This is a genomic window from Advenella mandrilli (genome assembly GCF_016595155.1).
GTDB lineage: Bacteria > Pseudomonadota > Gammaproteobacteria > Burkholderiales > Burkholderiaceae_B > Advenella > Advenella mandrilli.
Genome location: NZ_JAENGP010000005.1, coordinates 125660 through 149378 on the forward strand (window position 1 = coordinate 125660; position 23719 = coordinate 149378).

Annotated in this window: 26 protein-coding genes; 14 read left to right on the top strand and 12 right to left on the bottom strand. The window is 51.0% G+C overall.

Translation table 11 applies throughout. From position 1 onward, the window contains the following. Positions 1-4: 4 nt before the first annotated feature. Both thiE and thiD read right to left on the bottom strand, forming a co-directional pair. Entirely contained in the window at positions 5-667 is a 663-nt protein-coding gene (gene thiE, locus JHL22_RS06280) for a thiamine phosphate synthase (protein WP_200235090.1), read from the bottom strand. Next, a complete protein-coding gene (gene thiD / locus JHL22_RS06285; protein ID WP_200235092.1) occupies positions 660-1454 on the bottom strand; it encodes a bifunctional hydroxymethylpyrimidine kinase/phosphomethylpyrimidine kinase in 795 nt (264 codons plus the stop codon). Before thiD ends, thiE begins: the two co-directional genes overlap by 8 nt. A 126-nt stretch (positions 1455-1580) precedes the next feature. Between thiD and JHL22_RS06290 the strand changes: the two genes are divergently transcribed. From JHL22_RS06290 to JHL22_RS06320, 7 genes are read left to right on the top strand one after another with little or no spacing between them, the layout of a single operon-like run. Beyond that, positions 1581-1745: a rubredoxin gene (locus tag JHL22_RS06290; RefSeq protein ID WP_169293587.1), complete on the top strand. Its 165-nt coding sequence runs from the start codon at positions 1581-1583 to the stop codon at positions 1743-1745. Between the two features lie 36 nt (positions 1746-1781). Next, entirely contained in the window at positions 1782-2363 is a 582-nt protein-coding gene (locus JHL22_RS06295; protein WP_200235094.1) for a YqgE/AlgH family protein, read from the top strand. Then, positions 2356-2751 (top strand): Holliday junction resolvase RuvX, encoded by a 396-nt coding sequence (ruvX, locus tag JHL22_RS06300; RefSeq protein ID WP_200235096.1) that lies wholly within the window; start codon positions 2356-2358, stop codon positions 2749-2751. Before JHL22_RS06295 ends, ruvX begins: the two co-directional genes overlap by 8 nt. 40 nt (positions 2752-2791) lie before the next feature. Next, positions 2792-3316, top strand: coding sequence for a bifunctional pyr operon transcriptional regulator/uracil phosphoribosyltransferase PyrR (gene pyrR / locus JHL22_RS06305; protein ID WP_200235099.1), 525 nt, complete (start codon positions 2792-2794; stop codon positions 3314-3316). Beyond that, positions 3309-4262, top strand: a complete 954-nt coding sequence (locus JHL22_RS06310) for an aspartate carbamoyltransferase catalytic subunit (protein ID WP_200235101.1) — start codon at positions 3309-3311, stop codon at positions 4260-4262. The genes pyrR and JHL22_RS06310 overlap by 8 nt, the downstream gene beginning before the upstream one ends. Next, on the top strand, positions 4259-5554 hold the full coding sequence (locus JHL22_RS06315) for a dihydroorotase (protein WP_200235103.1): 1296 nt from the start codon (positions 4259-4261) through the stop codon (positions 5552-5554). The genes JHL22_RS06310 and JHL22_RS06315 overlap by 4 nt, the downstream gene beginning before the upstream one ends. Further along, complete coding sequence (locus JHL22_RS06320) at positions 5551-6309, top strand: lysophospholipid acyltransferase family protein (RefSeq protein ID WP_200235105.1); 759 nt, start codon at positions 5551-5553, stop codon at positions 6307-6309. Before JHL22_RS06315 ends, JHL22_RS06320 begins: the two co-directional genes overlap by 4 nt. Before the next feature lie 92 nt (positions 6310-6401). Here JHL22_RS06320 and JHL22_RS06325 read toward each other — a convergent pair whose 3' ends face one another. The 7 genes from JHL22_RS06325 to mpl all read right to left on the bottom strand — a co-directional run bounded on the left by JHL22_RS06325 (position 6402) and on the right by mpl (position 14104). Beyond that, positions 6402-7211: a symmetrical bis(5'-nucleosyl)-tetraphosphatase gene (locus JHL22_RS06325; RefSeq protein WP_200235107.1), complete on the bottom strand. Its 810-nt coding sequence runs from the start codon at positions 7209-7211 to the stop codon at positions 6402-6404. Between the two features lie 12 nt (positions 7212-7223). Then, positions 7224-8399: an LPS export ABC transporter permease LptG gene (gene lptG, locus JHL22_RS06330; protein ID WP_200235109.1), complete on the bottom strand. Its 1176-nt coding sequence runs from the start codon at positions 8397-8399 to the stop codon at positions 7224-7226. Positions 8400-8555: 156 nt separating this feature from the next. Further along, entirely contained in the window at positions 8556-9338 is a 783-nt protein-coding gene (gene mtgA / locus JHL22_RS06335; protein ID WP_200235111.1) for a monofunctional biosynthetic peptidoglycan transglycosylase, read from the bottom strand. Then, positions 9338-10186, bottom strand: a complete 849-nt coding sequence (gene aroE, locus JHL22_RS06340; protein ID WP_200235113.1) for a shikimate dehydrogenase — start codon at positions 10184-10186, stop codon at positions 9338-9340. Before aroE ends, mtgA begins: the two co-directional genes overlap by 1 nt. Beyond that, positions 10183-12105, bottom strand: coding sequence for a ribonuclease catalytic domain-containing protein (locus JHL22_RS06345; RefSeq protein WP_200235115.1), 1923 nt, complete (start codon positions 12103-12105; stop codon positions 10183-10185). Before JHL22_RS06345 ends, aroE begins: the two co-directional genes overlap by 4 nt. Before the next feature lie 11 nt (positions 12106-12116). After that, positions 12117-12698 (bottom strand): YqiA/YcfP family alpha/beta fold hydrolase, encoded by a 582-nt coding sequence (locus tag JHL22_RS06350; RefSeq protein WP_200235117.1) that lies wholly within the window; start codon positions 12696-12698, stop codon positions 12117-12119. A gap of 29 nt (positions 12699-12727) precedes the next feature. Continuing rightward, positions 12728-14104 (bottom strand): UDP-N-acetylmuramate:L-alanyl-gamma-D-glutamyl-meso-diaminopimelate ligase, encoded by a 1377-nt coding sequence (mpl, locus tag JHL22_RS06355; protein WP_200235118.1) that lies wholly within the window; start codon positions 14102-14104, stop codon positions 12728-12730. A 142-nt stretch (positions 14105-14246) separates the two neighbouring features. Between mpl and JHL22_RS06360 the strand changes: the two genes are divergently transcribed. The 7 genes from JHL22_RS06360 to JHL22_RS06390 all read left to right on the top strand — a co-directional run bounded on the left by JHL22_RS06360 (position 14247) and on the right by JHL22_RS06390 (position 20101). Continuing rightward, positions 14247-14774 carry a TlpA family protein disulfide reductase gene (locus JHL22_RS06360; RefSeq protein ID WP_234041150.1) on the top strand — a complete coding sequence of 176 codons (528 nt, stop codon included), beginning with the start codon at positions 14247-14249 and terminating at the stop codon, positions 14772-14774. 95 nt (positions 14775-14869) lie between these two features. Continuing rightward, positions 14870-15310, top strand: a complete 441-nt coding sequence (gene aroQ / locus JHL22_RS06365) for a type II 3-dehydroquinate dehydratase (protein ID WP_200235120.1) — start codon at positions 14870-14872, stop codon at positions 15308-15310. Positions 15311-15367: 57 nt separating this feature from the next. Further along, positions 15368-15811, top strand: coding sequence for an acetyl-CoA carboxylase biotin carboxyl carrier protein (accB, locus tag JHL22_RS06370; protein ID WP_200235123.1), 444 nt, complete (start codon positions 15368-15370; stop codon positions 15809-15811). Position 15812: 1 nt separating this feature from the next. Next, the gene (gene accC, locus JHL22_RS06375) at positions 15813-17165 is read left to right on the top strand and encodes an acetyl-CoA carboxylase biotin carboxylase subunit (protein WP_200235125.1); all 1353 of its coding nucleotides are present in this window, start codon (positions 15813-15815) and stop codon (positions 17163-17165) included. 65 nt (positions 17166-17230) lie between these two features. Then, entirely contained in the window at positions 17231-18148 is a 918-nt protein-coding gene (prmA, locus tag JHL22_RS06380; protein WP_200235251.1) for a 50S ribosomal protein L11 methyltransferase, read from the top strand. Positions 18149-18166: 18 nt separating this feature from the next. Then, a complete protein-coding gene (locus JHL22_RS06385; protein WP_200235127.1) occupies positions 18167-19144 on the top strand; it encodes a zinc-ribbon and DUF3426 domain-containing protein in 978 nt (325 codons plus the stop codon). A gap of 12 nt (positions 19145-19156) precedes the next feature. After that, positions 19157-20101 (top strand): carbohydrate kinase family protein, encoded by a 945-nt coding sequence (locus JHL22_RS06390; RefSeq protein ID WP_200235130.1) that lies wholly within the window; start codon positions 19157-19159, stop codon positions 20099-20101. Positions 20102-20103: 2 nt separating this feature from the next. Here JHL22_RS06390 and JHL22_RS06395 read toward each other — a convergent pair whose 3' ends face one another. The 3 genes from JHL22_RS06395 to gltX form a co-directional block, all read right to left on the bottom strand. After that, complete coding sequence (locus JHL22_RS06395; RefSeq protein WP_200235131.1) at positions 20104-20655, bottom strand: YggT family protein; 552 nt, start codon at positions 20653-20655, stop codon at positions 20104-20106. Between the two features lie 73 nt (positions 20656-20728). Further along, a complete protein-coding gene (locus JHL22_RS06400) occupies positions 20729-21454 on the bottom strand; it encodes a histone H1 (RefSeq protein ID WP_200235133.1) in 726 nt (241 codons plus the stop codon). A gap of 805 nt (positions 21455-22259) precedes the next feature. Beyond that, entirely contained in the window at positions 22260-23663 is a 1404-nt protein-coding gene (gene gltX, locus JHL22_RS06405) for a glutamate--tRNA ligase (RefSeq protein ID WP_200235135.1), read from the bottom strand. Between the last annotated feature and the right edge of the window lie 56 nt (positions 23664-23719).

Below are 23719 nucleotides of genomic sequence, written 5' to 3' on the forward strand. Positions count from 1 at the left end.
AGATTCAGTTTTCAAAAAGGTTGGAAAGGGCCTTGGCCGTACTGCGGACATCGGCTTGTTCAAACAGGCCCGAAATAACGGATATGCTGTCTGCACCGGCCTGGATGACGCGTTGGGCATTGTGGATGTCTATGCCGCCAATACCGACCAGGGCGGGGCGGGGCGACTGCTTTCCCAACAGCTGTCTGGCAGCAGGAAAAAGATCAAGGGATGCTTTTTCGGCATCGGGTTTGACCTGTGAAGTAAACAGCGCGCCAAAGGCAATGTAGTCCAGGTCTTGTGCGATGGCCTGTTGGGCTTTATCCAGTTCATTGTAGCAGGACACCCCAATCAGTAAGGGAGCTTGCCGGTTGTGGCTGGCTGCCTGTTGCCGGACAAACCCGGGATCTGCGTCTTCACGGCCCAGATGAACACCGTCTGCGCCAATCGCCAGTGCCAGTTTCCAGTCGTCATTAATGAAAAAGAGCGTGTGGTGCTGTTTGCAAATCTCGGCCACCTGGGCGGCCTGCTTAAGGGCGGTTTCAAACGGGGTGTTTTTGCGGCGCCATTGCAGCACGTTCATCCCGCCTTCACAGGCCTGTTCAATGGCTTTGTATAGTTTGTTGATGTCGTCCCAGGCGGGGGTAATGCCATACAGTCCCCGGGGAAAGCGCAGTTTTTCAGTCATGGTCAATTCGGTTGGGCATGGGGTTTCCCATGCCTAATGGGTAACATTTTTCAAGGATGGAGTGGGCATATTGTATGGCTTTTTCAGAGGCCTGCAAAACGGGCATGCCTTTTGCCAGGTAACAGCAAAGGGCCGTACTGACAATGTCTCCGGCTTCGGCGTGGCGGTCTGGGTAGCTGGCATTAACAGTCTGTGTACTGTCAGGGTCGTACAGTATATTTGCTTTTTGTTTGCCTTCAATGGGTTGCGCCAGTAACAGGCAATGGCCGGAGCCTTGTTCCAATAGGGACTGGATGAAATCTTGTGTGCTGCCGTTGTCATCGCCTGTCCATTGATTGAGATAGGTGTAATCAAGCACGACGGTGTGGGCAAGGGGCAGCAACAAGTCCTTGACCGTATGGATGATGTCTTCTATTTCTTCAGGGTCGGGGTGGTTAAGGGCATTAAAAAAGGTTTTGCCAAGATACACCACCAGGGGGGCGGTCTCGTAGTCGGCCGCGACTTGGGCGATAACGCTCACGGTTTCTGTTGAATAGAAGCCATCGGCCATAATGGCCTGGACGGCGCAGTCTTCAAGCAGGCAACGCGCCTGGTTGTTTAATATTTCCGGATCAACCGGATGGATGGATTCGGTGGCGACGGTGTCCTGTACGGCCAAGGCCGTGATGGATGATAGCGGATGGCATTTCAGGCGGTTTGCGGTAATCGCGCAGGCAGGCAGGCCCGACCGTCCGCTAGGGTCGAAAACATTGAAAAATAATACGGTTGCGGGTAAGGAATTGGACACAATCTGGCTTTGTTTCTGTACTATTGAGATTATTGGATTGTAGCCATTTTCGATAAATTGAATATCGGGAATGATTTCAAACTAAAATTAAGGTTTTATTTTTATTTATTGTTGGAAAGTATTTTTATGCGCACTTGGATGTGTTTGATTTGTGGTTGGGTTTATGATGAAGAAGCCGGATTGCCCGAAGAGGGTATTGCGCCGGGTACTAAATGGGAAGACGTTCCGCCAAATTGGGTCTGTCCTGAATGCGGTGCCCGCAAGGAAGATTTTGAAATGATGGAAATCTGATAAACAGTTAAAACAATACAACCCAGGGAGTCAATCATGGAAGAACAGTCAGTGTCCACCGAGTCCGGCTTCATGAGCATGGCCAATCAGTTCCTGATGGCCATGCCTTCACAAAACTCCGATCTTTTTGAAGGCGGCGTGGTTTATGTTTGCGAGCACTCAGAACAGGGTGCGCTGGGGTTACTGCTAAACCGGCCAACTGATTTGTCTGTGAAAACCCTGCTCGAACGGCTGGATCTTGGCATTCAGGAAGACCAGCTCCAGGGGGTTGTTTATTATGGCGGTCCGGTGCAAACCGACCGCGGTTTCGTGTTGCACAGCCCGGTGCGCAATTATCGCTCAAGTGTTCTCGTGGGCGATATGGCGCTAACTACTTCACGTGATGTTCTTGAAGAAGTGGCTCAGGGTAAGGGCCCTGAAAAAGTGTTTATCTCGCTGGGTTATTCGGGCTGGGATGCCGGGCAACTGGAGCAGGAAATTGTTGATAATGCCTGGCTCAATGTAGATGCCGACATGTCCGTGATTTTTGACAAGGCACCTGCCGAACGTTATGTGGCCGCCCTGGCGTTGCTGGGCATCGAGCCTTCTGCCCTGACAGGTGAATCGGGGCATGCCTGAGCAGACTTTTCTGGCCTTTGATTTTGGCCTGAAAAAAATTGGTGTTGCCATTGGCAACAGCCTGACTAAAAGTGCCCGTCCGTTATGTGTTCTGAAACCGGTAACCAAACAGGCCCGTTTCGAGCAAATCGCCCAACTTCTTCATGAATGGCAGCCCGACTGTATTATCGTCGGCCTGCCGCTTACCCTTGATGGCCAGGAACAACCTGCTTCACTGCAAAGCAGGCGTTTTGCCAACCAGCTTAATGGACGCTTCGCTATCAAGGTCGAAATGGAGGATGAGCGGGGGTCCAGTCTCGAGGCCCAGTCGTATCTGGGCAACAATAATGATGACGATGCGGTGGCCGCATCCATCATTTTGCAACGTTATCTGGATAAGCTGGCGTAAAATGACAAAAACATGATTTTGACAATTACAGGAAGAAATAATGGAGTTAACCCTACCTAGAGCAGAAGACTTGTATGCGCACATGAAAAAGGGCATACAAGATCTTCTTGGGAAACTTGATCCTGATTCGGTGCATCTGGTTGGCATTTATTCGGGCGGTGCCTGGTTGGTCGAAAGGCTGCAGAAAGACCTCAAGATGCAAAACCCGTCGGGGGTTATCAATACCAGCCTGTATCGGGACGATTTTCATAAAATCGGCTTGCATTCACAGGTTTTGCCCAGTTCCATTCCTTTCGAGGTTAATGGCAAGCATATCATCATGGTGGATGATATTTTATATACCGGCCGTACCACACGGGCTGCCATGAACGAGCTGTTCGATTACGGACGTCCGGCTTCCATTTCCCTGGCCGTGCTTATAGACCGCGGCGGGCGTGAGTTGCCCGTGTCGCCCAACGTGTGCGGAGGGGTGATTCCTCTGGACAAAGGAACCAACTTCGTTCTTTCACAAAATGAACAGCGATTATTTGATATTGATTTAAAAAAGGAAAACGTCGGTGCATAATCCTCAGCTTAATCGACACGGAGAGTTAACGCATTTACTGAGTACAGAGGGACTGCCAAAAGATATTCTTACTCATATACTTGATACCGCACAAACCTTTGTTCCCCTGGCCGAACGCGAGGTTAAGAAAGTGCCGCTGTTGCGCGGCAAAAGTGTTTTCAATCTTTTCTTTGAAAACTCAACACGTACCCGGACCACCTTTGAAATAGCGGCAAAGCGTTTGTCGGCAGATGTATTCAACCTGAATATCAACGCCTCTTCAGCGTCCAAGGGCGAGTCCCTGCTTGATACCATCAGTAATTTAACGGCTATGCAGGCCGATATTTTTGTGGTCAGGCACGAAGCCAGTGGCGCGCCTTATCTTATTGCCCAGCATGTCGAGCCGCATATTCATGTGGTTAACGCCGGTGATGGCCGCCATGCACACCCTACCCAGGGTCTGCTTGACATGTATACCATCCGTCATTTCAAGAAAGACTTCTCCAATTTAACGGTCGCCATTGTGGGCGATATTTTGCATTCGCGTGTGGCCCGTTCTGACATTCATGCCTTAACTACACTGGGTGCGGCCGAGATCCGTGCCATTGCCCCATTGACCCTGTTGCCTGGCGGGCTTGAGCAAATGGGTGTTCGCGTATTTACCGATATGGAGCAGGGCCTCAAAGACGTAGACGTGATTATCATGCTGCGCCTGCAAAATGAGCGTATGAAAGGTGCGTTACTGCCTTCCGCACAAGAATATTTCAAGCACTATGGCTTAACACGGGAAAAACTGGCCTATGCCAAACCAGATGCCATCGTTATGCATCCCGGTCCCATGAACCGGGGGGTTGAAATTGATTCCTCCGTTGCCGATGGCAACCAGGCAGTCATTCTGAATCAGGTGAATTTTGGGATTGCAGTCCGGATGGCGGTGATGAGTATTGTGGCAGGAGCTAGTCTGTGAAAATTTTGATTAAAAACGGTCGTTTGCTTGATCCTAAAAATGGCATCGACCAAACATGTGATATTGCCATTGCCTCCGGACGTGTGGTGGGAATTGGCAATCTCGATCCTTCTTTCGAGGCCAAACGGGTTGTTGATGCCCAGGGGCTGGCGGTAGTGCCTGGTCTGATCGATTTGTCTGTCCGGTTGCGAGAGCCCGGCTTCGAGCACCGTGCAACGCTTGAGTCCGAGATGAACGCCTCTTTGGCGGGCGGTGTGACCAGCCTGGTTATCCCGCCCGATACCGATCCGGTGCTTGATGAACCTGGTCTGGTGGAAATGCTTAAACATCGTGCCAAACAGCTGAACCAGGCCAACCTATATCCATTGGGGGCCATGACGCTGGGCCTGAAAGGCGAAACCATTACCGAAATGGCCGAGCTGACTGAAGCCGGCTGTGTGGCTTTTTCGCAAGCGGTGCATCCACTGATTGATTACGGCGTGCTGTACAGAACCATGTTGTATGCCAAAACCTACGACTATACCCTATGGCTGTACCCCTTTGATGCATCCCTTTCCAAGGGGGGCGTAGCTGCCAGTGGTCCGTTTGCCTCTCGCACCGGGTTGGCGGGTGTTCCTGTGCAGGCTGAAACTATTGCCTTGCATGCCCTGTTTGAATTGCAAAAAAGTACCGGTGTGCGTTTGCATTTGTGTCGTGTTTCAAGTGCAGCCGGCCTGGATCTGGTGCGCAAGGCCAAGGCGGAAGGTTTGCCGGTCAGTTGCGATGTTTCCATTAACCAGATTCATCTGATCGACCAGGATATCGGTTTCTTTGACAGCAACTATCGTCTGGACCCACCTTTGCGGTCACAGCGAGACCGTGATGCCATTCGCCAGGGTCTGGCCGATGGCACGATTGATGCGATTTGCTCTGACCACACGCCTGTTGATGACGATGGCAAATTGCTGCCGTTTTCCGAAGCAGAGCAGGGTGCAACCGGCGTCGAGTTATTGTTTTCCCTGGTTTATAAATGGGCCCTGGAAACCAAAACACCTGTGCTGGATGCCTTGGCCAAAATCACTACGCAACCGGCTTCTATCTTGTTGTCCGGTGCACCTGCCTTACCGCCTTGCGGTCAGCTGGATATCGGTGCGCCTGCCGACCTGGCATTGGTGGATCTTGATGCGGCTTGGGTGGTTAATCGTGAATCCATTTCCAGCCAGAGCTGCCATACGCCATTTTTTGGTTATGAACTGCCGGCCAAGGTCAAAATGACACTGGTGGGTGGACGGGTTGTGTGGGAGTCGGCTTGATTCTACGTGTAATACGTTTTAGCCTAAGGGCTCCCGCACTGATTCTGTTATTAGCGTTTGGTATTGCAACCTCATTTCTGCTGTATTCATTCCTTAAACAGCCAATACGGGAAAAAATCACCCGATGCTGGTCATGGATTTTAATGAAAGTCTGTGGCGTGCGGATTGTTGTTGAAGGGCAACCCATCCTGAAAGGCGCGGTGATGTGGGTGGCCAATCATGTGTCATGGATTGATATCTTTATCCTGAACAGCTGTCGCACCACTTCGTTCATTGCGAAAAGCGAAATCAGGAAATGGCCGGTGATTGGCTGGCTGGTGGCTTCGGTTGGCACGATTTTTATTGAACGGGGCCAGCGCCATGCCATTTCCCGGGTCAGCAAGTCTATCCTTGATCTTTTTCGGCAGGATGCCTGTGTTGGCCTGTTTCCTGAAGGCACCACCTCGGATGGCATGGACATGCGTTCTTTGCATACCAGCCTGTTTGAGCCGCCACTCAGGGCGATGGTGCCCATTCAGCCAGTAGCGCTGGTGTTCATGCTGAATGGACAGCGTAGTGGCGCCATGGCCTTCGTGGGCGAGCAAACCCTGGTCAATAACATCTGGCATTTGCTTAGTTCGCGGGGTGTTCTGGTTTATGTCCGTTTCCTTGAACCGCTTAACCGGCCAGGTGAGCCTGTTGATGCCACCCGTACCGAAATTGCCAGTGAAATCCGTACGGCTATCATTCATGAGCTGAAAAAAGAGTTGCCCTGATCAAACGGTAGCAATAAAAAAACCACTATTCCAATCTGCTAGGAATAGTGGTTTTTTTATGGTGCTGGCATGGCAGTCTTATGCTTGTGCCATCAGTTTCTTGCCGCAATCTGGATCAGCTTTCTGTCGTTAAGGCGAATGGCGGTTAATTTGCCGCCCCACACGTAGCCGGTATCAAGGGCAATCAGGTGTTCGCGCAATAGCAATCCCAGCGTGGACCAATGGCCAAAAATAATGGTGTTATCAATGGTTTTACGGCCAGGCACTTCAAACCATGGGATCAGTCCCTGATTGCAGCCAGGTGCTTCTTTGGATGCAAAGTCCATATGGCCTTTGGTGGTGCATAAGCGGATGCGGGTAAGGGCGTTGATAATAACCCGCAGACGTTTTGAGCCTTCAAGGGATTCTTTCCATTGGGAGGGTTCATTGCCGTACATGTTTTGCAGGTTTTTTTTCCAGTCGCGCGAGCGCAGGGACTCGGCAGCCTCGTTGGCCAGGCGCAAGGTGGTGGCCAGGTCCCATTTGGCCATGACACCTGCATGTACCATCAGGTGCCCGTAATCGTAATGGGCCAGCGGACGATGCCTGAGCCAGTTAATCAGGTCCTTGGCATCGTTGGCATTCAGGATGTCGTTGATGGTGTCCGATTTGTTCTGCCGCCGGATACCGGCGTAAACAGCCAGCAAATGCAGGTCATGGTTGCCCAGGATACACACGGCCCTGTCACCCAGCTCAATCAGGCGCCTGAGTGTGCGTAATGAGTTGGGGCCTCGGTTGATCAGATCTCCGGCAAACCAAAGCTCACAGTTGGGGTCCTCTTTTATTTCGGGATGTTCAAGCAGGGCGTCAAGGGCATTGCAGCAGCCTTGCAAGTCGCCTACTGCCCAAATGTTTTTATTCATAAATTAACCTTGTTACTTCGTTTTTTTCTTGTCAGTCCCGGTGGTATGTTTTTTTGTGGTTCGCCTGGTTTCCATAAAGTATAAAGCCATCAGGGCGACGGCCAGACCAAGGATATTGGGTGCCAGTGCGGTTGTCCAGGCCGGCAGGTTATGTAACATACCCAGGTTAAGGGACAGCTGGTTGAACATGAAAAAACCAACGCCCAGCAAAATACCAATGAACACTTTTGCGCCAACACCACCGCTGCGGGTTTGAATGAAACTGATGGGGGCGGCAATGGTCATCATGACCAGCAAGGTAAATGGATAGCTTCCTTTACGCCATAAGGCCACGAATTGCCGGTTGGTTTGTAAATTGTTTTCATCCAGGTAGCTAATGTAATCAAGCAGGGAAACCACGGACATTTTTTCGGGCTGTAATTCTCCTGCCAGAAGGCGGTCTGGAGTCAGGGTGGTTTCCAGGGTTAAAGAGGGAATGGACACAATCTTTGCAACGGCCTGAACCGGGTCGTTGGGGTTGGCCAGGGCTTGCTCGATGTTAACGGTACTTTGGGTTTGCGCGACATCGTTCAGGGTTAGGATATTGTCCTGGAAAAAACCGGTTTGGGCATGGGAAAAATGCAGGAACTGGCCGCTGGTTTTGTCATAGGTAATAATGCGGATGTCCTGGACGTTGCCATTGTCTGACATGGTGCCAATGTTGATGACCCGGGCATTGCCTTGCAGGTCGGGTTCGCGAAACCAGTAACCGCTGCTCATGCGCCCGCCCTTGGTCTTGCCCAGTAGTTTAAGGCTGAGCTCGCTGGTTTTGACTTCGGCGGCCGGCGCAAAAAATTCGGACAGTACCAGGGCGCTTCCCATGATGGGAATGCAAATAACCCAAAGCATGAGCAACAGCCTGGCGCTGCTCACACCGGATACCCGCAAAATAACCAGTTCATTGCGTTGTGCCAGGCTGGCCAGAGCCATGGTTGCCCCAATAAGCAGCCCGATAGGCAGCAAATCATAAAGCCGGGTGGGTATTTGCAGGGCTTCCAGATATAACAGGGACAACAGGGAAAAGTTGTCGTTGACTTTATCCAGCTCGTCGATCAGGGAAAAAAAAGTAAACAGACCCAGCAACACCAGCAGCACAGCGGTGGTGGCTCGGTATATTTCACTGGCAAGATAACGACGGGCAGTAAGCATGTAAGCGAGGAGAAAGAAAATTATTTACAAATTATAAAGATGTTGCTGTGATCTTGATGGTTCGTATCGTAAGCAACTGCCTAGGATTGTAACTTTTAAATGAGGGGCAAGCACATCCTGTCTATGGGTAAATGTTAATTTCTGACAATAAACGGTTTATGGCGAGTCGGGAATTTGGGCGGACTTCATTCTTGCCTGTATGGTTCGTGTGCGTGATTGCACATAGCGGCTGCCAATATTGGCCCCATAAACCCTGGGGTTGGGTAGCAGTACCGCCAGCTGGGCTGCCTGTCTTTGGTTAAGCTTGCCGGCATTGGTTTTAAAATAGTGCTGGCTGGCGGCCTGGGCGCCAAAAATACCGGTGCCCCATTCTGCCAGGTTCAAATAAAGCTCCAGAATGCGTTCTTTAGACATCACCGTTTCAAGCATAAAGGTAATAACCAGTTCCTGGCCTTTCCTGATATAGCTGCGGTCATTGGACAGAAACAGGTTTTTGGCCAGTTGCTGGGAAATGGTGGAGCCGCCACGGATTTTGTTTTTGCCTTTTTGGTTTTGTGCCGTGTTGTAGCGCCAGGCCTGTGCAATCGCATCCCATTCAATGCCCTTGTGGGATACAAAGTTGGCGTCTTCAGAGGCGATGACCGCTTTTTTCAGGTTGGCGCTGATCTGCTCGTAATTGACCCATTCATGGCGAATGGGAACCGGCGGGTCTTGCCGGGAAAGAATGGATTTTTGCTGGTTCATCATGGCGCTGCTCCACGGGTTGAACAGGCTATACCAGCAAACCCATAAAAACAGCCAGGCCTGATAAAACAGCACAAGGCCTACAAAGGTGCCTACCAGCTGCAACAGGGTTCTGGCAACGGACTGTTGACGGACTTTTTGCGGGTATTGGCGTAAACCTGCCAGCAGGGATTGAAACAAAGAAATGACGGACATTAGCCGGTAAGCAGTTGTTGGCGCAGGGTTTCAAGAACAGGAACAGGATTGATGCGGACATGGTTCCAGATAAAGAAACTTTCCGAACCCTGGTAAACCAGCATCCCCAGGCCATCCGAAGCCATCGTGGCACCATCTTGGCGGGCCTGCTGCAAGAAGGGGGTATCGTTTTCTGGCGTATAAACCATGTCATAGGCCAGGCTGTTATGGGCAAACAGGCCCGCTGGTAACGGCAGCGCATGTTGCTGCAGGCTGCTGGAGGTGGCGTTGATGACAATATCCCACTGACCCTGGATATGTTCAAAACCGCCGGCCGACAGCACGCTGGTGTATTGGGGCAGCTCGGCCAGGCATTGCGTGGCCAATGCTGTGGCTTTGGACGCGGTACGGTTAACAATCAGTAATTGGCGGCAGCCGGTTTCAAGCAGGGGCAAAACAACGCCCCGGGCCGCGCCACCGGCACCCAGCAACAGGATTTTTTTATCTTCAAGAGCAATACCCTGGCGGCGGATATCATTGACCATGCCGATGCCATCGGTATTGCAGCCGTGCAGCTGGCCATCTTCCATCCAGAGCGTATTGACTGAGCCGGCAGATTGGGCACGCCGGGACAGGTTGGCCTTGGCTTGCTCATAAGCCCTGAGCTTGAAAGGAATGGTAATGTTCAGCCCTTTGCCGCCCTGACTAAAGAAGGTTTGCACGGCCGCTTCAAAGCCATCAAGTGGCACCAGCATTTTTTCGTAGTTAATGGCAAGGCCGGCCTGTTTGGCAAACAGCGAATGCAACAGCGGTGAATAACTGTGCTGGATGGGGTTGCCCATGACGGCAAAATTCAGGGGAGCGTTCATGACGGACTTACCTCTGTCGCATGAGGGACTGGCGCTTCTTGCTCAATTTGCCTGACGTACTGGCAATCCAGGGTCAGATCAAGCAGGTTGCTGCCCATTAAATCAATTTCCACAATGCTGCCGCGTTCCAGTTCGGGCATGCCATTGATCGTGGTCACGAAGGGCGCATTGTTAAAGCGCACCAGGTTGTCGCGCAATACCGTGGCTTCAACGCGGGTCACTTGTTGCTGTTCAAACCAGCGCAGGCACCAGAAGCGTTCAAGGCGGCTTTGGAATTCTCCCCACAAGGTGTATTGGGATTCGAAAGCGCCAATAATGGCGTACAGGTCGGCGTCTTTGGGTTTGAATGGGGCCACCAGACGGGCCGAAACCCCATGCTGGGCAGCGGCAATAATCTGGCTTTGGTTGATCAGGTCGACATAACGCCTAAGCGGTGACGTACACCATGCATAATACGGGACACCAATGGTTTCATGGGGCAGGGGGTGAGTTGACATGCGCGTGCGGCCGGCTTGTTGTGACCTGAAAATGCCGGGCAGGCCATTATCGTTCAGGAAACCGGCCCACTGGGTATTGGCCAGCAACATGAATTCAGCAACAATCAGGTCCAGCGGGGCATCGCGGCGGCGGGGCGCCAGGTTGATCACAGCGTTGGGGTCATCAGCCGGGCCATCCAGCACAAATGAGTATTCAACCCGGGAGTTGTTTTCGGGTTTGCCGCGAATCACTTCCCGCGCCGTTTTCAGGTGTTGCCCCAATTTCCAGAGTGGCCTGAACAGGAACGGGTAGGGCATGGGCAGGCTTTCATCTTCCAGGGACTCGACGGTAATCAGGTGGTCAATCAGGTTGGTGCGCAGGTTTTCCTGCACGCAAACTTTTTCAAGCCGGGTTTCCGATGACAGTATTTCTCCGGTATCAATGTTGGCCTTGATGTACAGGGACACGACCGGCGTGGGCTTGCCGGCGATGAGCGAGAAGGTGTTGATAACCGAATCCGGCTGCATGGGAATTTTGTCACCAGGCATGTAAACGGTGGACATCCGGTCCCGGGCCAGCTTGTCCAGTTCCGAGTCGCGCTCAACCATCAGGGCGGGGGCGGCAATATGAATGCCAATGTTATACACGCTGCCGTTTTCCTGGTGTACCGAGAAAGCATCGTCAATCTCGGTGGTGAACATATCGTCCACCGAGTAGGGCTCAACCTCGGCAAGCGGCAAGTCGGCAATGGCGGGCAGCGTGATGTCCTTGAACCGGGTTCCTTTGGGGAAATTCAGGGCCAGGAATTTTTCACGGTGGATGGCCAGCGGGTGTGGGTAAACCTTGAGCCTTAATAGAATCTGTTCAATGGTTTCTCCGGTTTCGTCCATGGCCTGGCTGAAGGCTTTCCATTCCTGCAAGTTTTTGTCAGGTTTGGCCAGGAAGGTAGAAATGACAGGCTTAAAGGCTTCCGGCACCATGCCTTGCTTGATTTCTTCAATCCAGGCGGCCTGCTGCTCGGCTTGTTTTTGCTTTTTCTCAAGGGCTGCCAGCGCGGCTTTCAGGATGTCGGGTGGGGCAGGACGATATTGGCCTTTGCCCTTGCGATGAAAGTATACCGGTGCACCATGCAGGCGTAGTAGCAGGGTGGTTTTTTCCAGGATGGTGGGTTCATGACCGAAGTAGTCCCGTGCCAGTTCTTCTACCTGGAACTCTTGTTGGGGGGCGCATTCCCACAGGAACTCAAGATCAATATCTTCGGCCAGTTGCCTGGCTTCATCCATCAAGGTGAGCGGACTCTGGTTGTCGAAAAAGAAAATCGTGTTATTGCGTTTTATTTTGCTTCTTTTCCCGGATGCCGATTCCACCTGCAAGGAGGTGTCTGCTTCAGACAGGATTTTTTCGGCTTTAAATTGACCGTTGTCTTCAAAAACCACGTACATTGAATTTTTTCCTAATTGTTTAAGGCAAAGTCCAGGACTTGGGGAATATATTCTTCAAAATCTGAAAAACCGTGGTCCCCACCGGGAATAATTAATTGTTTTGCACCAGCATAGCGATGTTGCATTTCCCGCCAGTCCAGCACTTCGTCAGCCATACGGGCCAGCAGGAAAAATTGTTCGGGATGCCTGATTTCCGGTACGAACAGTTCCGCCAGTTCCCTGATGTGTTCTGCTTTCAGTTCGAGCGGCTCATCGCTGTGAAAGCAGGTCATGGGGCCGAGTTGGGTAGACAGGTCGCGCGAGGCATAGATACATGGGTTAACCAGAACCGCCTTGCAATCCAGTTCGTTGGCCAGCCAGGTTGCATAGTAACCGCCCAGCGATGAGCCAATCACGGTAAGCGCGTGAATGTCCTGGCCCTGGCAGAGCTGACGGGCAGTGGCAAGGGCCAGCTCAGTAGCCTGTTTGGGCGAAACGGGCAGGTTCGGGCTGGCGAAAGCGTGGCTTAAGCCCTGTTTGGCCATGGCCTGTTGCATGAGCTGTGATTTGGTCGATAAAGATGACGACCGGAAACCATGTAAATATAGAATCATAAGATAAAATAATAAAGGCCGCTAAATAATCAAGTGAATTTTTGCTTCAGGGCGGTAATCAGTTTATCGTGAAACCCGCCAAATCCGCCATTGCTCATGATTAGAATATGGTCGCCTGGCTGCGCCTGTTGCATGACGGCCGTGGTCAGGTGCTCAAGATCATCATGGGCACCAACGCGCTCTTGCTGGTTGGCAAAAACGGTTTTCGGGTCCCAGCCCAGGGCATGTTTGCCTTCTTTGGCACCAAAACAGAATATCAGGTCGGCCTGTTCCAGGGCTTGCGGCAGGCGTGCTGCCATCGTACCCAGTTTCATGGTGTTGGAACGGGGCTCAAGCACGGCCAGGATGCGTTGCTGGCCAACCTGGTTACGCAGGCCCGCCAGCGTGGTTTCAATAGCGGTGGGGTGGTGGGCAAAATCATCGTAAACATGAATATCATGAACGCTTGCCCGCAACTCCATGCGTCGACGGATACCCTGAAAACAGTTCAGCGCACGGGCAGACTGTTCTGCGCTAATGCCAATATGATGGGCGGCGGCAATGGCGGCCAGGGCATTATTCATATTATGAATGCCATTGTGCTGCCAGTTGATGTGCGCCACAACCTGGTTTTGGTAAAGAACATCAAAACGGGTACCGGCGGCATCGTGATGGGCATATTGCCATTGGGCATTGGGGCCGAAGGTGTCGGTACCCGACCAGCAGCCACGCGCCAGCACGCGCTGCAAGGCTTCATCCTGGGCAGGGTAAATAATGCGGCCTGCACCGGGAACCGTGCGCACCAGGTGATGAAACTGGGTTTCAATGGCAGCCAGGTCGGGGAAAATATCGGCGTGATCAAATTCCAGATTGTTCAGGACTGCGGTGCGAGAGTGATAGTGCACAAATTTCGAGCGCTTGTCGAAGAAGGCGGTGTCATACTCATCGGCTTCAATCACAAAATATTTGTTTTCAGGATTGAACCGGGCGGATACCTGCAAGTCGTGGGCAATGCCACCAATCAGGAAATTGGGCTTCAGACCCGCGTGTTCAAGAATCCAGGCCAACATGGAGCTGGTGGTGGTTTTTCCGTGGGTGCCGGCCACCGAAAGAACGTGCTGTGACTGAAGCACATGGTCGCCCAGCCACTGGGGGCCTGATACATAAGGCTTGCCCTGGTCTAAAATGGCTTCCATTAACGGGTTGCCACGGGTAATCACGTTACCAATGATGAACAGGTCGGGATTCAGCCCGGTTTGACTTGCATCGAACCCTTCGATAAGTTCAATGCCCTGTTCCTGCAACTGGGTGCTCATGGGCGGGTAAACGCCAGCATCACAGCCGGTTACCTTATGTCCGGCCGAGCGGGCAATCAGGGCAAGGCCGCCCATGAATGTACCGCAAATACCTAGAATATGAATATGCATAAAACTCTCCTGTCGGTATTTTAAGGGTTTCTGCCGCTAATCCTGCCGAAAAAACGCAGAAAAGATTAAAAGGTGACTTGGCTCATGAAGCCAGGTGGTGATTTGTGTTAAAAATAGTCATTGATTTAAAAGCGGAATTTTAATGAAACGTAGAAATATGTTAAAAATGGCCGGTGGGGTTTTGCTGTTGTTGCCGGGGATCAAGGCTCTGGCAATGCAGGCAGGAAGCTCTTCTGAAATTGGCGATGTATCCCAAGAAGCCTTGGATGCCCTGTTTGACCTTTCGGTGCCCGATATATCCGGGCAGGCACATACGGTGCGCGAATACACCAACAAACCGCTGGTGCTTAATTTTTGGGCCACATGGTGTCCGCCTTGCGTCAAGGAAATGCCCGATCTCGACGCTTTGCACCAGGCTTATCCCAATGTCAATTTTGTGGGGTTTGCTGCAGACTCCGAACGCAATATGCTTAAATTCGAAGAAAAGGTCAAAGTCTCTTATCCTCTGCTGGTCGCGGGCATGGGTAGCATTGGTTTAATGAAAAAGCTGGGTAATAAATCGGGTGGTTTACCGTTTACCCTGGTCTTTGATACCGGTGGCAAACTTAGGTATAAAATCCTTGGCCAGGTTGAAAAAGATGAGCTTGAACAAATACTTAAAACACTTTAAATTGAATTTTGAATATGCGGCATTATGATAATTTAATAGACAAAAGCGTGAATTTGACGTTAAATACGGGTTTATTTGTTTGTATAATATGTTAAATGACTCGAAATTTACTCATTATTAACGGGCCCAACCTTAATTTGCTAGGCACACGTGAACCTGAAATTTATGGCAGTCACACACTTGATGACATCAACCGTGAGCTTGCAGAAACGGCCGCAGGCCTGGGTGCCCGTTGTGAATTTTACCAAAGCAACCATGAAGGCGATCTGGTAGATCGCATTCAGCAGGCAATGGGAAATATCGATTTCATTATTATTAATGCCGGCGCCTATACCCATACCAGTGTAGCCATTCGCGATGCGTTGGCCGGAGTCAATATTCCGTTCATCGAAGTGCATATTTCAAATGTACATCAGCGCGAAGCATTCCGTCACCACTCATACCTGTCAGATAAGGCTGTCGCAGTTATTTGTGGCCTGGGGGCGTACGGGTATACGGCAGCCATGTATTATGCGGCAAAACATTATTTACAATGACGTTTGCACAAGCTAGGGCAAACTGAATTAACTAAACACCTCCAACCGGAAAATGTTATGGATCTTAGAAAACTAAAAACCCTTATCGACCTTGTTGCCGAGTCAGGAATCGCTGAATTGGAAATTACAGAAGGCGAAGGCAAAGTTCGCATTGTCAAGTTCTCACAAGTGCAACCTGTTGTACCCGTTGCCGCTCCCGAGGCAACCGTGGCCGTCGCCCCTGCTGCTCCAGCTGCTCCAGCTGCCAGTGCTGAACCGGTCATTACCGGCCACATCGTCAAGGCACCCATGGTGGGTACGTTCTATCGCGCGCCTAACCCCAACGCACCCGCTTTCGTCGAAGTGGGCGCCAGCGTGAAAGAAGGTGATGCCTTGTGCATTATCGAAGCAATGAAACTGCTGAACGAAATTGAAGCCGATAAAACCGGAGTCATCAAGGAAATTCTGGTTGAAAACGGTGAGCCTGTTGAGTTTGGTCAACCTTTATTCGTGATTGCCTGATATGTTTGAAAAAATTCTTATTGCGAATCGGGGTGAAATTGCACTGCGAATCCAGCGGGCATGCCGGGAACTGGGGATCAAAACCGTTGTCGTGCACTCCGAAGCTGATCGCGATGCCAAATACGTGCGGCTGGCCGATGAGTCGGTCTGCATTGGCCCGGCCTCGCCTCAGCAAAGTTATTTGCACATGCCCGCCATTATTTCGGCTGCCGAAGTGACCGATGCTGAAGCCATTCACCCCGGTTACGGTTTTCTGGCTGAAAACGCCGATTTCGCCCAGCGTGTCGAGCGTAGCGGTTTTGTCTTCATTGGCCCTCGTCCTGAAACCATCCGCCTGATGGGTGACAAAGTTAGTGCCAAAAAAGCCATGATTGAAGCTGGCGTACCGGTAGTACCTGGTTCTGAAGGCGCTTTGCCCGACGACAACGAGTACGTGCTGAATGCAGCCCGGGAAATTGGTTATCCGGTTATTATCAAGGCCGCCGGTGGTGGTGGTGGACGTGGCATGCGGGTGGTTCACACCGAGGCCGCCCTGTTAACCGCTGTGCAAATGACCAAGGCCGAAGCCCAGGCGGCTTTCAACAATCCTGAAGTCTATATGGAAAAGTTCCTCGAGAACCCACGACATATTGAAATTCAGGTATTGGCCGATGGCGGTAAAGAAGCCATTTGGCTGGGTGAGCGTGATTGTTCCATGCAGCGCCGTCACCAGAAGGTCATCGAAGAAGCACCCGCACCGGGCATTCCACGTAAGCTGATTGAAAAAATTGGCGAGCGCTGCGCTGATGCCTGCCGCCGCATTTCATACCGTGGCGCGGGTACGTTTGAATTTCTTTATGAAAACGGCGAATTTTATTTTATCGAAATGAATACCCGTATTCAGGTTGAACACACCATTACCGAATGCATTACCGGTATTGATCTGGTTCAGCAACAAATCTTCATTGCAGCAGGCCAACCTTTCAAACTGAAACAGAAAGAGATCCAGTTCAGGGGTCATGCGATTGAATGCCGTATCAACGCCGAAGATCCTTACTCGTTTATGCCATCTCCTGGTCTTATTACCAGCTGGCATACACCGGGAGGTCCTGGCGTAAGGCTTGATTCCCACGTATTCAGCGGTTATAAAGTACCGCCCAATTACGACTCCATGATTGCCAAATTAATCACTTATGGCGATACACGGGACCAGGCTATTGCCCGCATGAAAATTGCCCTGTCTGAAATGGCGGTTGAAGGGATTCAAACCAATATTCCCTTGCATCGTGATCTGATGAGCGATACCAATTTTGTTGACGGTGGAACCAGTATTCATTATCTGGAACACAAATTAAGTGAACGTGGTAAATCATAAATTGACGATGGTTTGAAAAAATAGGCCGAGATTATTCTCGGCTTAATTCATAATAAGGAAAAATGATGCGTGAGCTGGTGCTGATGTGTGCCGAAAACGATGCTGAGCAGTTGTCGGATCTGTTGCTTGAAGAAGGGGTACTGTCGGTGTCGGTTGAAGACGCCGATCGCGATACGGATACCGAACAGCCGTTGTTTGGTGAGCCGGGTACCGAACCCGAGGTGCAGGCCTGGAAGCATAACCGGGTGGTGGCCTTGTTACCCGATGATCTTGAACCCGAAGCCCTTCTGGCGCACTTGCAGGTGCAAACAGGGGTTGATTATGTCCCTAACAGCCAGTTGCGTGAAGTGGCCGATGAAGACTGGGTAAGGCTGACACAATCTCAGTTTGAGCCCATCCAGATTGCCGGACGCATCTGGATTGTTCCCAGCTGGCACAAGGATAATCCCATCGTGCCACCAGAGGCTCCCGAAAACGGCCAGCAAAACATCCTTGTCGAGCTTGACCCCGGGCTGGCCTTCGGAACCGGCAGTCACCCAACCACCCGGCTGTGTACCGAATGGCTTGAAGCTTGCCTGTCGCTCAATACGCAGGTGCTTGATTATGGCTGTGGTTCGGGTATTTTGGCGATCGTTGCCAAAAAACTGGGGGCGGCACAGGTTGTTGGCGTTGATATCGATGAGCAGGCGGTTCAATCGGCGCATTATAATGCGCAGGTCAATGAGGTTGACATAAAGGTTTGCCTGCCTGATGGCCTGGCAACGGGCACTTTCGATGTGGTAGTGGCCAATATTCTGTCAAATCCCCTGAAAGTGCTGGCGCCCATGCTGGCAGGACGGGTTGCACCCGGCGGTCATCTGGTCTTGTCTGGCGTATTGGAACGGCAGGCCGAAGAAGTGGCCCTGGCCTATGCGCCCTGGATTAACATGGGTGTTTGGCGCAGCCATGAAGGTTGGGTTTGCCTGCACGGCCAGCGGGCCTGAAAACAAGGAATCGTTCCGATGAGAACCCGTTGCACGAAATGTGAAACCATTTTCAACATTACCGAAGACCAACTTGCCTTGCGGGATGGTCTGGTTCGTTGTGGCATTTGCAAGAATGTTTTTAATGGCCGGGAAGCCCTGTTGCCCGAAGAGGCTGATGACTTTCCGGTTCTTGAGCACGAGCAGGCGGTATGGCCCGAAGAACCGGTCATTGCGGGGCATGAAGTTAGCAATATCTATCCTGAAGATGATCACGTCCCCAACCAGCCCGATGTGGCTGACATGCCTGATGAACCCCTGTTGTCAGATGAACCTGATTTTCATATGGGGCATGATGCCGGCATTTATGATGAGGACAAAGAGCCCGATCTGGACGGACAGGGTTGGCAACATGCACGAGAACCCATCATGGTTCATGATGAACCGTCTGTTGTTTATGATGACGAGCCCCTGAAAATGGATGCCGAGGATAGCGGAAACTATCCGGCAAGCGGCTATTATCAGCGCAATACCAGTATTTACTGGATTCTGGGTATCTTCCTGGGACTGTTGGTATTTATTGCGCAAAGTTTGGTGGTATACCGTAACCAGCTGGCCAATGTTGCCCCTTCCTTGCGTCCAACCCTGGAGCGAATTTGCCAGGTGGCCGGTTGTGAGTTGGGTTCTGATAAAAACCTGGCCAGTCTGCAGCTTAAAAACTGGGTGCTCAAACCCGATCTGGCAGCCAAGCCCCAAGAGGGTGTGACGGCTTTGCGGCTTCAGTTTACCTTGCGCAATAATGATGCCAGGGCCCAAGTATGGCCTTTGCTGGTGATCAACTTAAAAAATCCGCAGGGTTTGATAGAGATCACCAAAATTCTTGAGCCCAAAGAATATGTGCAACCCAACCTGCTGGAACAGAAATTCCAGCCGGGTACCGAGGTTTTCATCAATCTGCCGCTTGCCGTTGTTAATGTGGCCGTGTCCGGTTTCGAACTTAGTTTAGTTTATCCATAAGGTTTAATTGTCATGAGTAATGAAGTACTGGTATGCGGTTCGGTTGCGTTTGATACCATTACCCTGTTTGAGGGGCATTTCAAGGATCACATTCTTGCCGAACATATCAAATCATTAAGCGTTTCTTTTTTTGTGCCCACCATGCGCAAAGAGTATGGCGGGTGCGCCGGGAATATCGCTTATAACCTGTGCATGCTGGGTGGCAGCCCGGTGCCGGTGGCCACGGTTGGCAAAGATGCCCAGGAGTATTTGCAGCGCATGCGTGACATGGGTATTGATACGCGTGCCATCAAGGTGCTGCCTGATGCTTTCACGCCCCAGTGTCATATCACGACCGACCTTGACGGCAACCAGATTGCCGCCTTTCACCCCGGTGCCATGATGCAGTCGGCTGACAACGACATCAGCCAGGAAAAGGCGGCGTGGGGAATTGTGGCCCCCGATTCCAAAGACGGCATGTTTGCTCATGCCGAAAACCTGAACAAAGCAGGTATTCCTTTCATTTTTGACCTGGGCCAGGCCATGCCGTTATTCGACAAGGCCGATCTTGAGCGTATGCTGGGGCTTGCCCATGTACTAACCGTCAATGACTATGAGGCATCGGTGATTGAGCAGCGGATGGAAAAAAGCATGGCGCAAATTGCCGAGAACCTTGAGGCTGTGGTGGTTACCCGTGGCGCAGAGGGCTCTGACCTGTACCATGATGGCAGGCAAATTGCGATTGAGGCGGTTAAGGCTGAAGCGGTCACCGACCCTACCGGTTGTGGTGATTCACATCGTGCAGGGTTGCTGTATGGCCTGTCGCAGGGTTGGAGTTGGGAAGATTGCTGCCGCCTGGGCAGTTTGATGGGGGCCATCAAGATTGCTTCGCAGGGCCCCCAGAATCACTTTTTAAGCCGGGAAGAAATTTCCTCCCGCTTCATGAGTGCGTTTGGCTTGGCATTGCCAGCCCTATAACGTTACCCGAACATCAGGTGTTGTAAAACAATTTGCAGCACCTGTGTAATCAGGATCAGCACCAGCGGAGAAAAATCAAAAGCGCCGGTGCTGGGCAAAAACCGCCGTATCGGGTTCAGCATCGGGTCAAGCAAGGCCCTTAGCAATGGCATGATGGGTGATGCAGGGCTGACCCACGATAAGATTGCCTGCAAAATACATAGCCATAAAACCAATGTAAGCCCCCATTTTATGGTCATGAAAAGACCAACCATGGGCAGGGTAGCCAGCGAGGTCTGGATATATATATTGGACGGCGTGAGTGAAAAAACAAGAAAAATATGCAACATTGAACAAACCCATGCGAGCAGCAGGCTGGTCCAGTCTATTTTGTTGCTGGTCGGGATTATTTTGCGAACAGGCTGAACCAGCCAGTCGGTTGCCTTATAAATAATCATGATATAAGGATTGAAGGGGTGAATTCTGCTCCAGAATACCCAGGCCCTAACCAATAGGGCAGAAACAAACAGGGAAAAGAAAGTGCCAAGTAAAAAACTGAATATTGAATTAATCATATAAAAAAAATAAAAACCAAAAAAAGCCGTCTAAGTGTTTAATTTAGACGGCTTTTGTAATTACTTCAACCGATTAAGGACGATTGCCGGTAGGGAATGGCCAGGCTGAGTTGCTGTTACTGCCTGTTTTTGCGGCAGAACCGGCTGCTTTTTTGCCGGCAGCGGTTTTCTTGACGGCTGCTTTTTTAGCAGCGGGTGCTTTTTTGGCAGCGGCTGTTTTGGTGCCTGCTTTGGCCGCTGTTTTAGCGCTGGTTTTGGCAACAACGGGGGTTTCAGTTTTGGGGGTTTCAGCGACAACTGCTTTTTTAGCTGCCGGAGCGGCTTTTTTGGCTGCTGCTTTTGTGACGCTAGCTGCTTTTTTAGCGGGTGCTGCCGTTTTGGCGGCTACCGCTTTTTTGGCTGGCGCGGCTTTTGTAGCGGTTGCTGTTTTTTTGGCTGCTGTTGCCTTGGTGGCGGTTGCGGCTTTTTTAGCTGCGGTGGTTTTAGTGGCGGCTACTTTTTTGGCTACGGCTGTTTTCTTTGCAGCAGTGGTTTTGGTCGCGGTGGTTTTTTCAGTGGCCACTGTTTTTGTGGCGGGGGCTGCTTTTTTAGCGACTGCTTTTTTTGCAGGAGCAGCTGTTTTACTGACAGATTTTGCAACGGTTTTTTTAGCAGCCACTTTTTTGACAACTGTTTCTGTTACGGCTGGGGTTTCAGCGGCAACGGTTTTCTTGACGGCGGTGGCTTTTTTAGCCACTGTTTTGGTTGCAGCTTTTTTAGCTGCAGGTTTCTTGACTGCTTTTTTGGCTGCTGTTGCCATGGCAATACTCCTTGGAGAAGGGTCCGGATATGAAAAAAATTAAATACATCTGTACAGATATAATTTCAAGGTCAAAGTATAAATCCGGCAACGGATAACTCTACTTCCTTTGTCGCACCATTTGATATATTTCCTGTGTTTAGTGCGAAATATTTCAAATGGTTATAACGGCAAATTATTTTATTTACCGTTATAACCGCAAGGGTAACTCATTACGTCATGGAACGCACGTAATACTTTTGCAATAAAGGTCAAAGAAAATAAAATAATTGTTATCAATATTAAGACCTTAGCGCTTAAACAGGCTTGTAAAAAATATTTTTAAAACCCTTGGAAACGAGATTGATAACCCTGATACAGGCAGGGAATAAAGGATTAAACCTTTTTTTATAAAACGGATCAAGGTTGAAGGGCTTGTTTTTTTCATTCAGTCCGAGCTGTCATGGAAGATTGTGTCTTTCTAAAAGCCTTGAAAATAAAGGCTTATAGCCATATTTAAAGTTCTTTTTAGCGTTTTTCAATATGCTGGTACGATGTCCTGAACATCAAGTGCCATAGGCCTGAACGCTTGTTGCGGTCCGTGTGCAAGGAGGTGTCAGATAGCCGCTTGTCTTGGTTTAGATAAAGCAAAAACAACTGTAGGCGCTTTGTTTGAAGCATAAAAAATAATTGGCGAAAAACCAACAAAACCGGCTCGGACCTTTTGTCGCACGCATAAAAAATCCGCCTTGCCCAAGGTCATGAACAGGGGTTGCCTGTGATGTGGGAAAAGCGGATTTTTACCTTTTGCCGGCTTGAGAAAACGCTATATGGCGTTTTGCAGGCGCTCAAGAACGGTTGTCTTGCCAATAATAGCCAGCACGGCACCAATTGATGGTGTTTGTTTCTGGCCGGTAACGGCAAGGCGCAAGGGAATGCCCAACATGGGCATTTTAATGCCATGCTCGCTTAAGGTTCCCTTGATCAGGGCATCCAGTGCTTCGCTTGTCCAGGCTTCCAGCTGGTTGGCGTTTTCGGCAAAGCCGGCCAGAATCCGTTTGGCATCTTCGGTCAGGAACTGGGTTTGCAGTTCTTCGGCAGCAGGCTGGAAAGGGGCGCAGAACAGCATGGCGTTTTCGGCCAGTTGTTCCAGGGTTTCGGCACGGTCCTTGAATAGGTTGAGCACGGCGGGCATGTCCAGGCCTTCGGTGTTGCCGCCACGGGCGTGAATGCGCGGCAAAACGTGTTCCAGTAGCTCGCTGTCGCTTAACGCCTTAATGTAATGCGCATTAACCCAATTGAGTTTTTTGGGGTCCCATTGGGCGGCCGACTTGGACAGGTTGCGGGTGTCAAACCATTCAACCAGCTGTTCGCGCGAGAAAATTTCATCATCACCATGGCTCCAGCCAAGACGGGCCAGATAATTAACCATGGCTTCGGGCAGATAGCCCTGCTTTTCATAATCCATAATGCTGACGGCGCCATGGCGTTTTGACAGCTTCTGGCCATCGGGACCCAGAATCATGGGTACGTGTCCGTATTCGGGAAGGGGGGCGCCCAGGGCCTGCAGGATATTGATCTGGCGCGGGGTGTTGTTGATGTGGTCATCACCACGAATAACATGGCTGATACGCATATCCCAGTCATCAACCACCACGCAGAAATTGTAGGTGGGCGTGCCGTCGGGGCGAGCAATGATCAGGTCATCAAGCTCGGCGTTTTCAATGGTGATGGTGCCCTTGAGCATGTCATTCCAGGAAACGGCACCTTCGGTGGGGTTCTTGAAGCGGACAACCGGTTTACGGCCTTCGGGAATGGCGGGCAGCGTTTTACCGGGTTCAGGGCGCCAGGTGCCATCGTATTTGGGCTTCAGACCCTTGGCCTTGGCACTTTCACGCATTTGCTCCACTTCTTCCGGTGTGCTGTAGCAGTAATAGGCGGTGCCCTCAGCCAGCATGTTGGTAATCACTTCCTTGTGGCGTTCGGCGCGCTGCATCTGGTAGAATGGGCCTTCATCGGCCTCCAGTGACAGCCATTGCATGCCGTCAAGAATAGCCTGTACCGCTTCAGGGGTGGAGCGTTCAAGGTCGGTATCTTCAATACGCAACACAAAAGTGCCTTGGTGATGACGGGCAAAAGCCCATGAGAAAAGTGCCGTCCGTGCGCCACCCAAATGAAGATAGCCAGTTGGGGAGGGGGCAAAACGGGTTCTAACAGAAGAAGAAGTCATGGATAGTTAAAACAATTAAGTGATTAAAAGAAGAGGCAAGACAGTTTACAATGACT